The sequence below is a fragment of the Burkholderia sp. Bp8986 genome, from assembly GCF_003854225.1.
Classification (GTDB): domain Bacteria; phylum Pseudomonadota; class Gammaproteobacteria; order Burkholderiales; family Burkholderiaceae; genus Burkholderia.
In genome coordinates this window covers 103,685-117,214 of the sequence record NZ_QTQM01000022.1, presented here as the reverse complement: position 1 = coordinate 117,214, position 13,530 = coordinate 103,685, and the positions used below count along the sequence as shown (strand labels likewise).

Below are 13,530 nucleotides of genomic sequence, written 5' to 3'. Positions count from 1 at the left end.
GGGCTTACGGGTACCGCGACGACGAATACTTCTTCCTCAAGATCCGCGCCGCGTTCCCCGGTAATCCTCGATGAACCTAAAAAATGCCAAAGCGTTTTGACCGCTGCCCCGCTCGCTGTTTCGACGTATCAATTCGTGCGCTTGTGTTGCGGGAGGACCCACAGCATCCGACCGACCGCTTCAGCCTGATTCCGCGAGTGGGTCTTTTCATAGATCGCCCGCAACTGGCTGCGAACCGTCGCAAGCGACACGCCGGCGCTCGCCGCACATTCGTCGGGCGTCTTGCCGCTGATCAACGCTTCCGCGACCGCGGCTTCGGCGCTCGACAAGCCGAACGATTGCCGCAGCTGTTGTGCGACGACGAGCGGGGCGCCGCTGCGTCGCCTGACCGTGATCAGTATCGTCGCATCGCCGAACGTGGCATGGAGCGCCTGTCCGGACAATGCCGCGATGCCGAGAAAAATCTCGTGCGCCGCGGCCAACGTGCCGGACAGGGCAAGGCTCTCGCTCTTGCGGGTCTTCGCGACGCGCGCCAGCGCCGCCTTGAGCGCATCGTTCTGGGGCGCGCTCGTCGCGCTCAGGTGCCCGTTCTCGAGCTTGAGGCAGGTGGTGGCGCGCAGCATCGACTCGGCCGCCTGGTTGACGAACTGGACGCGCGCGTGCCGGTCGAGCGCAAAGACGGCGAGGCCCAGCTCCTCCATCAGTTCGGCGCCGAGCGTGGCGTCGCGATGCAGCACTCGCGCGTCTTGCCACAGGTTGATCGAGCGCTGCAGATGCCCGGCCATACCGGTCAGGGTCGCGCGTTCTTCTGAAGAATAGGGTGTGCGGCCGTGCGCGCGCAGTAACCCGAGCAGAATGTTGTCGCTGCCGGGGCGCGCGAAGCGAATCCCCATCAGGTAGCGAAATCCCGACGGAATCTGATAGTCCTGGAAGAACTCGCTGCGTTCGACGTCGCGCTCGGTCAGGTGATCCTGACAACAAACGAATTCGCCGAGCGGTGCGTTCTCGACGAAGCCGCGGCGCGGATCGAGCGCGCCGTAATACTGATCGTAGAGCGCGATGATCTCGTCGAATTCCGCGCGCGGCGAATAGATCGAGAATTTCGGGGCATTGCGCGCGACGTCCCAACTGAACATGTGAAATACGTCTGCGCCGAGCGATTCGGATACCCGGTGAAAAACTTCCAGAAAACCGTCCGGATGCAGCGCGGCCTCATAGAGGTCCCCGATGAGTTGGTCTCGTTGCATGTGTTCACCCCGTCGCTTCGCGATCTTCGTATTCTGATTTTGTCTGACGATATTGCTTCGAATACCGAATTTTTTTCAGGCTAACACAGGTTATTTGCATTTCATGCCCTGTTATTTCCCGATTTTCATTCACCTGAATGATGATCGAGAAAATCGTCTTTGCGAGAATCCTCGCCATTCAGCGTGCACGCGCAATGTATGTGACACGCATCAACCAGAAGGGGCTCGGGGGAAACGCAATGAAACTCACACCTGTCGTATCCGGTATTGCAGTGCTTGTCCTGTCGGCTTGTGGCGGCGGCAGCGATTCCTCCTCGCCACCCGCACCGCCCGCCGCGCAGACGGTCAGCGGGGTCGCGGCCGCCGGCGCCGCGATGCAGGCCGCCACCGTGAAACTGGTCGATGCGACCGGCAAAGCGGTCGACTGCCCGGCCGATGCGTCGACCGGCGCGTTTCAATGCACGGTGACCGGCCTGACCGCGCCTTTCGCGTTGTCCGCATACGGCAACGTCGCCGACTCGCAGGCCACGCTGATCGCACTCAGCGCCACGGCCGGCACGCAGACGATCAACATCACGCCGATCACGAACGCGATCGCCGCCACGATCGTCGGCGACAACCCGACCAAGCTGCTGGCCGACACCGGTTTGCTGCAAAGCAAGGTCACGGCCCAGGCCGTCGCCAGCACGGTGCAAGCCTATTCGTCGGCGCTTGCCGACCTGCTGGCCGCCACCGGCAATGCGGGCGTCGACCTGATTTCCGGCCCGTTGACGGCGGGCGCGCCGGGTCTCGACCGGCTGCTCGACCAGATCAAGATCAACGTCCTGCCGGATGGCGGCGTCCAGATCAGCTCGGTGGCGGGCGCGTCCAGCGATACGCCGGTGCAGCTTCAGCTCGCGCCCGGCGTCGCGCCGCAGGCGAGCGACAAGGCCAGCCTGCCGGCCGCCGCGACCATCAATGGCGCGGTGGTGTCGAACCTGCCGAGCGCCGGCGATCTGGCGGCATTGCAGAGCGCGCTCAACCAGTGCTTCGCCGGTTCGACCGGCGCTGCGCGCACGGGCGGCAGCGTATCGGCATGCGGCCGGATCTTCGTCGACGACGTCGCGTCCGGCGCGCTGAATGCAGGCGTGCCTTCCGCGTACCTCAACAACGGGATGTCGGTCGACCAGGAGTTCGGCGCGCCGGCAGGCGGCACGCCGGGCATCGTGGCCGACGATGCGATGAACAACGCGAGCTTCAGCTTGCCGGAAGTCATTCGCGTCGTTGCCAGCGACACGATGTGGGTCAAGCTCGCGTGGACGCGCAGCGACGGGATTCGCGACGGCATGCAGCAGCATGTACAGCTCGCGGTGCGGGCGGGCAGTCTCGCGAACGGCGATACCGGCTGGCGCGTGGTCGGCAATCAGCGCGCGGTGCTGAGCAAGGTCAATGCGAACGCACAGAAGTGGGACTGGCTGAATCCGGCCAATCCGTCGACGGGGACCAACGCGTTCGTCGATTCGCTCAACCTGCAGGTGGGTGCCGTCGACGCGGCCGGCACCGCGGTGGACTTCGCGATCGTCAACGGCCCCGGCTTGCGCAACGGCGTGTTTCTCCAGCCGTCGAGCGGGACCTGCGACACGCTGAACATCCGCGCGCAGATCGCAAGCGGGCAGACGCCGGCGCAACTCGCCGCACTGGCGAAGAACCCGCAGTGCCGCAACAACTTCCGTCTGGCCGGCGTCGCGCAGGATCCGGCCAACCAGGGCCTGTTCACGTGGCCCGGGGACGCGCCGCGCAACAATACCGCATGGGCGAAGCCGCAACTGAGCACCGCGGAGCTGGCCGACATCAAGCCGTTCAGCGCCTATACGATCGACATCTACCAGAACGGCAACACGTCGACGCCGGCCCGGCACTACACGGTCCGGCTGCGTACGCCGTCGCCGTCGCCCGACGCGCTGCGCCAGTACGCGTGGCACGATCTGGCGCAGTCCACGCGCGACAAGCTGACGCCGGGCTCCGCCAACACGTTCGCGGGCGGCGCGACCTTCCCGCTGGGCTGGACGTCGAAATCGGGTCTGCCGTTCGTCAAACGCGGCAACGTGCAGATTCGCGCAACCGCGGCCGGGCAGCCGGCGGCGACGTTCGTCAACGGTTCGGCATCGGCGTCGCCGGTCCAGCCGGGCGCCTCGGTCACGCTCAACGTGCCGGGCGACCAGGGCGTCGCGTTCCCGTCGGTGGCCGGCTGGACGGGCAGCGCGGACTTCTCGTTCGTGAACTTGAGCTGGTCCGACCCGGTCGACACGCTCTTCACCGAGGCCTTCGAGTACGACCGGTAACAGGCAGCCGGGCGAATGCGTCCGGCGAGCGTCGGCCGGCGGGGCGATGCGTCGTCCCGTCGGCGGGCAACGATCGGCCTGGCCGAGCGCGACGTGTTTTCGTTCGACGGAGAACGCCGCGACCGGATCGTGGGCGGCGTGCCGGCGAGAATCGGTTCGGCCTGACGCGCGGCGGCGGCGCCGACAACCGACAGGCTGCCGATCGTGTCAAATCGAACCGGACGAGATACTGCGCGACGACGGATGCCGCCGATCATGCTCGCCCGTTACGTTCCTGCACCGGGCGGCACCGGGCCGGCCGGCTTTGTAGCGCTCGCGGCTTCCATCACGCGCAGCACCGGCCGGCCGCCGACATCCTTCAGCGGGAAATACGAGCGATGCGTGCCCGGATCGACAGCGACGACGTGCGCGTTCGGCCCGAGCCGGCCTTCGCCGATCTTGGCAACGTTCCGGCCCCGGACGCTGAACATCGAAACGATGCCGGCTTCACCCGCAACATAGAGCACGTCCGACGCCGAATCGAACGCCAGCACATCCGGGCCGCCGCCGAGGTCGAACGTGCGGACGACGTGCCGTGCGCGCATATCGAAGACGAGGAGCGCGTCGTTGTCCTCGCACGCGATGAAGGCGAGGCCGGCGCGCGGCTCGATCAGCAATCCGTGATTGCCTTTCGCACCCGGCAAGTCGAACCGGTCGACGACACGGTCCGTCGCCGGATCGATTTCGACGAGCTGGCGCCGCGTCTGAACGTTCACGAAGATGTGTCGGGAAACCGGGTCGTACTGCGTGTTGCCGGCCTCGCCATCGAGCGGGATCGTCGCGACGCGCCGGTTGCTGCGGACATCGATGACCGTCTCCGTTTTTCCGTATTCGTCGGATACGTACAGCTTGTGCAGGTCGGCCGCATAGGCCATGCCGTCGGGATAATGCCCGCCCGGCATGCGCGCGACGATTTTCAGCGTCGCGGCGTCGATCGCGACGATCTCGTCGGAGCCGGTCGCAGACGCGTAGATGCGCGACAGCGCCGGCACGGCAAGCACGCCATGTACCGACGATACGTCCGCGATCCGGGCGGTCACGCGCGATGCATGGGTATCGAAAGCGATCACTTCGCCGTCGCCGAGGTGAGCGATGAAGAGCAGGTTGCGGCTCGGGTCCAGGCTTGCGTAGTCGAGTCGTGTCGCGCGGCCCGGCAACGCGATGTCCGCGACATGCTTCAGCGGCAGGGCGCCGGTCGAGGCGCCTTCGCCCGCGGCGAAGACCCGGTGAATCGGCAGGCCCGACGTGCCGAGCCCGCCTAATAGCGCGACGAGCAGCGGCAGGCCGTAGCGCCAGCGTCCAGGATCCTTCATGATTGCCTCCCGCGACGGCCGCCACCGCATTGGCGCGGCGGCATCGCTTTGCATGGTTCCCCGCTCGTTCGCTGTTCGACGGTGGCCGCGATTACCGTGCCCGGCCGTCGTCCGGTTCGACGTGGCGAAACGCTGCGAGCAGCGAAAGGTCGTACGCGATCTTCAGCGCGCCGCATGCGACCAGCGGCGCACCGAGCCAGCCGAGGCCGAACAGGCCGCCGGCCAAGGTCGGCGCGACAGCGGCCGCGAGGCTGCGCGGGACGGATGTAAAACTGGCCGCTGCCGGTCGCTCCGCCGGCGTGACGACCGCCATCACATAGGCGGTTCGGGTCGGGACATCCATTTGCGACAGCGCGCTTCGCATCAGCAACAGTGTCAACGTCAGCGGCAACGACGGCGCGAGCGCGGCGCCGATCAGGCAGACGCTCGACGGAATATGCGTGAACACCATCGTGTTCAGCAGGCCGATCCTGCGCGACAGCGGCGCGGCCGCGAGCTGCGAGCCGGCCGAGAGCAGGCCCGCCCAGAAGAAGAACTGGCCGGCAGCCGCGATCGAGAGCCCGAAGCGCTGCATCAACCACAGCGACAGCAGCGAGTTGACGACGAGACCGCCCGCGAACGCGTCGACGCTGAACAGCATCGCCAGCCGCACGACGATCGGGCGTGACGGGCCGAGCGGCGGCGCTGCCTGCGCCGCGCGAACTGCCTGGCGCGGCAGCCGCCGATACAGCATGCAGACGACGACACCCGTGGCCGCATAGACCAGAAACATGCCGCGCATCGCGCCCAGCGTCGAGATTCCGGTATGTGACGCAACCGCGATCGGCAGGCCGGCCGCGAGGGATCCGAGCGCTGCCGATACGGCGCCGACGAGGCTGTAGCGGGCGAACAGCGCCGTGCGAGCGTCGCCGTCGGCGGCTTGCGCCAGGCGCGACTGTTCGAGCGGCAGAAACAGGCTGACGTCGCCGGAACTCGGATTGAGCGTGCCGGCGAAGGCGATGACGAACAGCGGCCACCACGTGGAGACGCTCGCGAAGCCGATGCCCGTCGCCGCCATCAGTGCCGCCGCGAGCGTCAGCATGCGGCGCTGCGTGAAGCGGCTCGCGAGCATGCCGACCGCGATCGTCGCGATGGCGGAACCCGTCAACGTCGTGGTGCCGATCAGGCCGACATCCAGTTTCGACAGCCCGAGCGACAGCAGATACGCGGGCAGCAGCACGGCAATGAATCCATCGCAGAAACCGCGCATGCCGCGGCTGGCGAGGATGAGCCATGCGGCCTTGTCCGCGCCCGCCGGCAGCATCCGGCTGGCGAGCGTCGACGCGCGGCGGCTGCTAGGGACGTGCATCACGCCGGCACCACGCGTAGAGCGCGTCGTACATCACCATGCCGTGCCGCAGTTGCTCGTGATCGTCGGCGAAGTGTCCGGACAGGCCGATCGAGATCGCGTACAGCCCGGCCGATTCCGGCGCGAGATCGAGCCGTCCGGTATCGGCGCCGCGCACGATCGCGGCGAGCTTGAGCAGCGCCGGGGCGTCGAGCCGGTAGCGGTCGAGAAACGCATCGAAGCTGCAGCGTTCACCATGGTGGCCAAGCTCGACGCCCGGCACGTCGTAGGGCACCGCGCCCGTTTCGTCCGCCAGTCGCAGGACGTCCGGACCCGGGACGTAGAGAAATTCCGGCGCATCGTCGATGAACCGCGCAATCAGCCACGGACATGCGATGCGGTCGACCTTCGGCCGTTCGCGCGTAATCCATTTCACGGCACGCCTCCTGTATGGCGGACGAACGTCGTCCGATGCGTCACGGCCGCCTCCCGGCAATGCGGCTCAATGATGGAGCAGCGGGTAGGCCACAAGCCCGACGAGCGCGGCAGCCGTGACGACGACCGGCTCCTGCAACTTCTTGAAACGCCACAGCAGCAGCACGGTCGCGACCGCGAGCAGCGCGGTCGGCAGGTCGACGATCGAGCGTTTCGCGATGACAAGGACGGAGCCGGTGATCGCTCCGACGGCCGCGGCGGTGATGCCGTCGACGAACGCCTTGACGCCCGGACGGTGCCCGTACTTCTTCACGTAAGGTGCGGGGATGACCGTGAACAGATAGCAAGGCAGGAACGTGCCGAGTGCGGCGACGAGTGCGCCCGGGAAGCCCGCCACGAGATACCCGATGAAGCCGACCGTGATCACGACCGGGCCGGGTGTGATCATCGCGACCGCCACGGCATCCACGAACTGCTTGTCGTTCAGCCAGTGATGTTCGGTGACGACGCCGCCATAAAGGAACGGCACGATCGCCAGCCCGGAGCCGAACACGAACGCGCCGGCCTTCATGAAGAACGCGCCGATCTGAACGAGCTGCGGCAGGTCGATGCCGCTCAATATGCCGCTGGCTGCCGGCAGGTTGGCGGCGGCAACCGCGTTCAGCCCGCCGCGCTGCAGCCACTTGGGCGGCGCACGCCACAGCCAGCCGACCAGGCCCGCGACCACGAACAGCCACGCGATTTCCGATTCCGTGATGAAGGTCACGGCGGCAAGCGTGACGAAGATCGCCCAGAGCAGCTTGTCGTGGCCGACGGTTTTCGTCGTGAGCTTGTAGGCGCTCATCGCGATGATGCCGACCACCGCGGCGCCGACGCCGTAGAAGACGGCCTGCATCCAGGACAGCCCGCCGAAATGTGAGTACGCGAAGCCGAGCGCAACCACCATCAGGAACGACGGCAGCACGAACGCGAAGCCGACGAGCGTCGCACCGAGCAGGCGGTAGTGCACGAAGCCCAGATAGATCGCGAGCTGGGCCGCCATCGGCCCCGGTGCGAGCTGCGCCAGCGTGAGCCCTTCCTTGTAGTCGGCTTCCGTGATCCAGCCGCGACGTTCGACCAGGTCGCGACGCATGTAGCCTGCGAGCGCGACCGGCCCGCCGAAGCCGAGCGTGCCGAGACGCAGCATGTAGGCGACCAGCTGGCCAAGTGAGTAGGTCGGTTCGGTGGTGGCGATGGAGGTGGTCATGATCTGGCCGCGGTTTGGTTTTTGCCGTTCGACGTGAAGTGTGCGTACAGGGCGTCGAGCACGGCGCCCATCTGCTCGAGCAACCGGTCGTCGTTCTCTGCCTGCTGGCGCGTGCCGGCCATCACGGCCTCGAAGCCGATCGCTTCGGGCGCCGCGGGGCCGCCCACGTCGAGCGCATGCACGATTTCGCCGAGGCGCATCAGCGCGGGGTCGTTGTCGAGCCCGAAACTCGCCAGCAGCACCTCGAACGTCACGCGCTCGCCGACATGCGTAAACGTCGCGCCGTCGAAATCGAAGCCCAGCGCGTCGGCCGGGCAATCCGCCGGCGACGCGAGCCAGACGAAGCGGGCGCGTGCGTCGATGAAGCGGCGGATCAGCCAGGCACTGGCGACGCGATCGATCCACATCCGCTGCCGCGTCGCCCAGGTGCGGCCCTGAAATTCGCCGATCGCCAGCGGCCGGATCGCGCGGTCCGCGGCGTGCGGTTCGCCCGGCGACAGCACGGTGTCGACCAGCGCGACGAAATCCTGCAGCGCGACTTCGGCGCGGGTGGCCGAGTCGCCCGGGAAATAGTCGATCGCACGGATGGCGTCGAAATCCTTGCGCATGCGGCGCAGCAAGCGCGTCAGTTCCGAGGCCGACTGTCCGGCGAGGGTCTTGCGGGCGTCCGCAAGGGCCTGGATAAAGGCGGCGTCGTCTTCCCCGCGATCGAAGAGCGCGCGGAATTCCCGCTCCTGCGACGCATCGAGACTCGGCGCGCGCAACAGGTGAGCGCTGCCGCCGCTGTCGGCAATCGCGTCCGCGAGCTCGCGCAGCATCCGTTCATGCGCTTCCGACTGGGGCAGCAGGTAGACGCCGTCGCGCAGCACCGCGCAGCCTTTTGCCTTGAGCGCGCGCCAGAACCGCATGCGAGCCGTCGCGTTCTGCGTGGGAAGGGTCAGCACGAGGAGCGACCATGTCGTAAGTGGATTCATGTAGCAAATGCTACTCATGCGTTACGAGTTCTACAAGTTAACTTTGGCGGCGGCTGCGGTGACTGGCGGCCGGGCGGCTTGCGAGGCGCGCGTCATTCGTCTGGTTTTTTTCCGGAAAATACCCCCTCCCCCTATATGGAAACGCGATTTGATATATAGTCCCCCCCGGTATATGAAGGGACCACCATGAGCCACACCATCCAGGAAAAGCAGAAGCTGCTGAACCGTGTCCGCCGGATCAAAGGGCAGGTCGAAGCGATCGAACGCGCGCTCGAGGACGAGCGCGGTTGCAACGAAATCCTCCGCCTCATCACGAGCGGTCGCGGCGCAATGAACGGCCTGCTCGCGGTCGTGCTCGAGGATCACATCCGCAGCCATCTGGTCGACGCCGAAGGTCACGACGACGAAGGCAGCGCGACCGAACAGCTGATCGAAGTCGTGCACAGCTACTTCAAGTAACCGGAGGCGGAATGAACAGCTTCAGCAACGACGCCTTCGGCGCAGGGCATGACCACATCTTTCTCGGCGCCGCGCACGAGCAGAACGAACGCCGGACCTGGATGGTCATCGCGCTGTGCGCGGCGATGATGGTGGCGGAGATCGTCGGCGGGTCACTGTTCGGTTCGCTGGCACTGATCGCGGACGGCCTGCACATGTCGACGCACGCGGGCGCGATGCTGATCGCCGCGCTCGCCTATACCTACGCGCGCAAGCATGCGCGCGACCCGCGCTTCGTGTTCGGCACGGGCAAGCTCGGCGATCTCGCGGGTTTCACGAGCGCGATCGTGCTCGCGATGATCTCGCTGCTGATCGGGTACGAAGCGGTCGCGCGCCTGCTCGCGCCGGTCCCGATTCATTTCGGCGAGGCGATTCCGATCGCGGTGGCAGGCTTGCTCGCCAACATCGCGAGCGTGTGGCTGCTGAGCGGCGACCATCATGGCCACGGTCATGGTCATCATCACGGGCATGGTCATGACGATCACGACGGTCACGCGCACGACCACGAACAGGAAGCGCACCAGATCTTCGATCAGCAGGGCGTATTCGTCGTGTCGGTGTTCGAGGAAGGCGTCCCGCCGGTGTTCCGCGTCGCGCCCGCGACGCACGAGACGAAGCTCGTCGATGCGAGCGCGGTGTCGGTGACGACGATCCGCCCGGACGGCAGCCGTCAGGCGTTCGCGATGCAAAGTCGCGGCGGCTACCTGGAGTCGACCGAAGCCATTCCCGAACCGCATGAATTCAACGCGATCGTCCGGCTGAACGGCCGCGAGCACGAACTGGCGTTCGAGGAGCACGACCACGGCACGTCCGCGGCGGCGGCGCGCGATCACAACATCCGCTCCGCGTACATCCACGTGATCGCCGACGCGGCCGTGTCCGTCCTGACGATCGTCGGGCTGCTGCTCGCGCGGGCGTTCGGCTGGGTCTGGATGGATCCGCTGGCCGGCATCATCGGCGCGCTGGTGATCGCGAACTGGTCGTACGGCCTGATGCGCGATACGGGCGGGATCCTGCTCGACATGAATTCGGATCGCCGCCTGACGGACAACGTGCGCGGTGCGATCGAAGGCACGGGCGACCGGGTCGGCGACCTGCATGTGTGGCGGCTCGGGCCGGGACACATGAGCGCGGTCGTGTCGGTGGTGACAAACGATCCGAAGCGCGATGCGCGCTTCTATCACGGCGTGCTGCAGCGGTTCAGGAACCTGTCGCACGTGACCGTCGAAGTCGTGCCCGCGACGCGAGGGCGATGAGCATGGCGGTCAAGTCCCCTTGCGTCGACGTGTGTTCGTTCGACGGCCGGACCGGCTATTGCGTGGCATGCCTGCGAACGCGCGACGAAGCGCGCGACTGGAAGAAGATGACGGATCACCGGCGCCATCAGATCGTGAACGACCGCGCGCGGCGGCATGCGAAGCTGACGCGGTCTTGAAGTCGAGGTATGCGCGAAGTCGCGCGTACGGCTGCAGCAGATTGAACGCGCGGCGGACGGGACGAAGGATCGGGGCGATGCGCGTGCCGACCGCGTCGCTTGCATCAACCGGTCCCGCCACACCGGTGCATGCCCGACGAACGCGTTTGCCGGACGATGTACGCCGTCCGCGCGCCGTCACGCGGATCAGGACGCTCGTGATCCGGTATTGCCGAGGCGGCGGTCGGTGACGGTCGTCGATCCGCCCGGCACGCCTCGTCGGGACTGCGCCGCTTCTACATCTCGTATCGCAACGTCGCCATGACGCTGCGCGGCGCCCCCGGCATGTTGAGGTTCGGGTTCGAGCCGTGGGCCGACACGATGTAGCCCTTGTTGAACAGGTTGTAGAGGTTCAACTGGAGCGACATCGGCCCGTGCGCATACCAGGCCATCATGTCGGCCGTCACGTAACCCGGCAGCGTCACCGTGTTCTGCGGATCGGCCATGCGCGCGCCGACGAGGTTCAGGCCGCCGCCAACGCCGAAGCCGCTGCCGAGATTCTTGGTGAGCCACAGGTTGCCGGAGTGGCGCGGGGTCAGGGTGGCGCGCTTGCCCTGCAACGCGGCCGTCGACTGGGTGACGGTGGCATCGAGGTAGGCATAGCCCGCGAGCACGCGCCAGCCGTGGCCGAGTTCCGCAGCCCCGCTGAGTTCCACGCCGTCGGTCCGCTGCTCGCCGATCGGAATCAGCGCCGTGTTGCTTGCATTGGCGACCTTGATATTGCTGCGGTCCAGCCGGAACACCGAGATCGTCGTGGTGGCCTTGCCGCCGAGCCAGTCGTACTTCGCGCCGATCTCGGTGTTGGTCGTGGTTTCCGGAGCGAGTTCGGCATTGTTGGCCGCCAGCGAGAACGCTTCGCCGGAAGGCTGGAACGAGCGGCTCCACGACACGTAGTACGACTGCGTTCGGGTGGGCTGCCAGACGAGACCCACGCGCGGGCTCCACGCCGTATCGGTGCGCGACAGGCCCGGCTGCTTCGGACGGCGGTCGAGCGTCTCCTGCTCGAAGCGATCGTAGCGGATGCCGAGCAGCGCCTTCCACTGCTCGTTGAAGCTGATCAGGTCCTGCGTGTAGAACCCGAGGGTCTTGAAGATGCCGAGGTTGTTGGCCGTCGGCGTGGTCGACGTGTGCAGCGGCAGCGTCGGAAGGGCGGGCGCGAACAGGTCGAAATTCATCGGCTTGCCGTTCGCGCCGGTGACGGGCGCCGAGTAGCTGACGAGATCCTTGTTCTGCTGGCCGAATTCCATCCCGTACAGCAACTCGTGCTTCATGCCGAACAGCGTGGCCTTCTGCGTGAGATCGGTCTGGTTGAACCAGCCGTGTTCCTCGCGATAGACGTTGCCGTGATTCAGCGTGAACGTCCGGGCCGCCTCGTTGACGCTGCCGACCAGCGTGTTGTTCCGGTCGAGCGAGTAGTGATAGTAGCGGGTGGCGTTCCGGATCGACCATTGGTCGTTGAACTCGTGCTTGATCGTCGCGGTACTCGAATAGACCCGCGATCGCGTATAGTCCACGTCGCCGGCGTTCGCCGCGCCGTAATACGCGGATGCCGGCACGTCGACCGGTCGTCCGTGATAGGCCGGAATGCCGAAGTCCGTCACGCGACGATCTTCGAGGTAGTCCGCCTGCAGCAGGACCGTCGTCTTCGGCGCGATGCGAAACTCGAACGACGGCGCGACCGCCGTGCGATTCAGGAACTGTTGCGAGCGATAGCTCTTCGCTTCCTCGTGTGCCCCGGTGATCCGGAAGGCGGCCGCGCCGTTCGCGAGGACGCGCCCGACGTCGGCTTCAACTCGGCGATCGGCCCACGAACCGTAGCTGATCCCGAAGTTGGTCACGTCGATCCCGGGTTTTTTCGTCACGCGATTGATCAGTCCACCTGACGATCCGCGGCCGTAAAGAACGGCAGCCGGGCCCTTGACCACTTCCACCCGGTCGACGTTCGAGAGATCCCGGAAATACAGGGCATCGTCGCGAATGCCGTCGACGAACTGGTCGGCAATCGCGGAGAAGCCGCGAATGGTGACCTGGTCGCGCTGGCCGTCGCCGGTCGAGAACCCGACGCCCGCGACGTTCTTCAGCACGTCCTGCAGCGAGTTCGCATGCTGGTCGCGCATCACTTCGGCCGTGACCACGTTCACCGTCTGCGGGATATCGCGCAGCGGCGCGTCGATCCTGGTGGCGCTGACCGCGTTCGTCGGGTTGTAGCCTTCCCCCGGATCGCGGAGCGCGCTGGCGCTCACCGATACGGCCGGCAACACGTCGGTGGCCGTGCCGGTCGGCGCACTTGCGTTTTCCTGTGCGAAGGCCGCGCCGACCATGATCGGCTGGCATGCGATGGCGGCCAGAATGGCCTGTCGCGCCGGGTGCAACACGTGTTTCATTTCCCAACCTGCCATGTGTAATGATTCGTAATCTCGAAACGCGACGCATTATCATTTGAAAGGAAGTAAGGGTCAACAAGTGTTGCGCGATAACCGGGATTCTTGTTTTTGTCTGACGTTTGCTGACGCCGAAGGATGCGTTCGTGCCGGATCCGGACGAGCAGGGCGTGCGGCCAGGCAATGACGGCGAGTGAAGCGCCAGCGGGGCGCGTCGCGCGGGGAGGTTCGTCGGGATTGATCCGGCACGGTCATCGAACCGTTCGGTGTTGCGA

Annotated in this window: 11 protein-coding genes; 4 read left to right on the top strand and 7 right to left on the bottom strand. The window is 66.3% G+C overall.

The features are described 5' to 3' along the window. Window positions 1–128: 128 nt before the first annotated feature. Window positions 129–1,247, bottom strand: a complete 1,119-nt coding sequence (locus tag DID99_RS20600; RefSeq protein WP_124667431.1) for a helix-turn-helix transcriptional regulator — start codon at window positions 1,245–1,247, stop codon at window positions 129–131. Window positions 1,248–1,486: 239 nt separating this feature from the next. Between DID99_RS20600 and DID99_RS20595 the strand changes: the two genes are divergently transcribed. Further along, window positions 1,487–3,568, top strand: a complete 2,082-nt coding sequence (locus DID99_RS20595) for a hypothetical protein (protein WP_124667430.1) — start codon at window positions 1,487–1,489, stop codon at window positions 3,566–3,568. A 266-nt stretch (window positions 3,569–3,834) separates the two neighbouring features. On the opposite strand, the gene DID99_RS20585 is transcribed toward DID99_RS20595, so the two are convergent. The 5 genes from DID99_RS20585 to DID99_RS20565 all read right to left on the bottom strand — a co-directional run bounded on the left by DID99_RS20585 (window position 3,835) and on the right by DID99_RS20565 (window position 8,902). After that, the gene (locus DID99_RS20585) at window positions 3,835–4,920 is read right to left on the bottom strand and encodes a YncE family protein (protein WP_124667429.1); all 1,086 of its coding nucleotides are present in this window, start codon (window positions 4,918–4,920) and stop codon (window positions 3,835–3,837) included. 91 nt (window positions 4,921–5,011) lie between these two features. Then, window positions 5,012–6,268, bottom strand: a complete 1,257-nt coding sequence (locus tag DID99_RS20580) for an MFS transporter (protein WP_124667428.1) — start codon at window positions 6,266–6,268, stop codon at window positions 5,012–5,014. After that, a complete protein-coding gene (locus DID99_RS20575; protein WP_044847518.1) occupies window positions 6,255–6,683 on the bottom strand; it encodes a chromate resistance protein ChrB domain-containing protein in 429 nt (142 codons plus the stop codon). The genes DID99_RS20580 and DID99_RS20575 overlap by 14 nt, the downstream gene beginning before the upstream one ends. Window positions 6,684–6,749: 66 nt before the next feature. Further along, window positions 6,750–7,928 (bottom strand): chromate transporter, encoded by a 1,179-nt coding sequence (locus tag DID99_RS20570; RefSeq protein WP_124667427.1) that lies wholly within the window; start codon window positions 7,926–7,928, stop codon window positions 6,750–6,752. After that, a complete protein-coding gene (locus tag DID99_RS20565) occupies window positions 7,925–8,902 on the bottom strand; it encodes a chromate resistance protein ChrB domain-containing protein (protein WP_185733794.1) in 978 nt (325 codons plus the stop codon). The genes DID99_RS20570 and DID99_RS20565 overlap by 4 nt, the downstream gene beginning before the upstream one ends. Before the next feature lie 186 nt (window positions 8,903–9,088). Here DID99_RS20565 and DID99_RS20560 point away from each other — a divergent pair, with 186 nt between their 5' ends. The 3 genes from DID99_RS20560 to DID99_RS20550 are packed head-to-tail and all read left to right on the top strand — an operon-like array spanning window position 9,089 to window position 10,835. Beyond that, a complete protein-coding gene (locus DID99_RS20560) occupies window positions 9,089–9,361 on the top strand; it encodes a metal/formaldehyde-sensitive transcriptional repressor (protein ID WP_044847515.1) in 273 nt (90 codons plus the stop codon). Window positions 9,362–9,372: 11 nt separating this feature from the next. Beyond that, entirely contained in the window at window positions 9,373–10,656 is a 1,284-nt protein-coding gene (dmeF, locus tag DID99_RS20555) for a CDF family Co(II)/Ni(II) efflux transporter DmeF (RefSeq protein WP_124667425.1), read from the top strand. A 2-nt stretch (window positions 10,657–10,658) separates the two neighbouring features. After that, complete coding sequence (locus DID99_RS20550) at window positions 10,659–10,835, top strand: DUF1289 domain-containing protein (RefSeq protein ID WP_185733793.1); 177 nt, start codon at window positions 10,659–10,661, stop codon at window positions 10,833–10,835. Window positions 10,836–11,110: 275 nt separating this feature from the next. Here the strand turns inward: DID99_RS20550 and DID99_RS20545 are convergent, their stop codons facing one another. Next, the gene (locus tag DID99_RS20545) at window positions 11,111–13,258 is read right to left on the bottom strand and encodes a TonB-dependent siderophore receptor (RefSeq protein WP_185733795.1); all 2,148 of its coding nucleotides are present in this window, start codon (window positions 13,256–13,258) and stop codon (window positions 11,111–11,113) included. Window positions 13,259–13,530: the final 272 nt, after the last annotated feature.

Excerpts from the sequence above, each read along its gene's own strand:
- DID99_RS20545 (WP_185733795.1), bottom strand. The coding sequence starts at position 13,258 with ATGAAACACGTGTTGCACCCGGCGCGACAGGCCATTCTGGCCGCCATC.
- DID99_RS20600 (WP_124667431.1), bottom strand. The coding sequence starts at position 1,247 with ATGCAACGAGACCAACTCATCGGGGACCTCTATGAGGCCGCGCTGCAT.
- dmeF (WP_124667425.1), top strand. The coding sequence starts at position 9,373 with ATGAACAGCTTCAGCAACGACGCCTTCGGCGCAGGGCATGACCACATC.
- DID99_RS20560 (WP_044847515.1), top strand. The coding sequence starts at position 9,089 with ATGAGCCACACCATCCAGGAAAAGCAGAAGCTGCTGAACCGTGTCCGC.
- DID99_RS20550 (WP_185733793.1), top strand. The coding sequence starts at position 10,659 with ATGGCGGTCAAGTCCCCTTGCGTCGACGTGTGTTCGTTCGACGGCCGG.
- DID99_RS20570 (WP_124667427.1), bottom strand. The coding sequence starts at position 7,928 with ATGACCACCTCCATCGCCACCACCGAACCGACCTACTCACTTGGCCAG.
- DID99_RS20580 (WP_124667428.1), bottom strand. The coding sequence starts at position 6,268 with ATGCACGTCCCTAGCAGCCGCCGCGCGTCGACGCTCGCCAGCCGGATG.
- DID99_RS20565 (WP_185733794.1), bottom strand. The coding sequence starts at position 8,902 with ATGAATCCACTTACGACATGGTCGCTCCTCGTGCTGACCCTTCCCACG.
- DID99_RS20595 (WP_124667430.1), top strand. The coding sequence starts at position 1,487 with ATGAAACTCACACCTGTCGTATCCGGTATTGCAGTGCTTGTCCTGTCG.
- DID99_RS20585 (WP_124667429.1), bottom strand. The coding sequence starts at position 4,920 with ATGAAGGATCCTGGACGCTGGCGCTACGGCCTGCCGCTGCTCGTCGCG.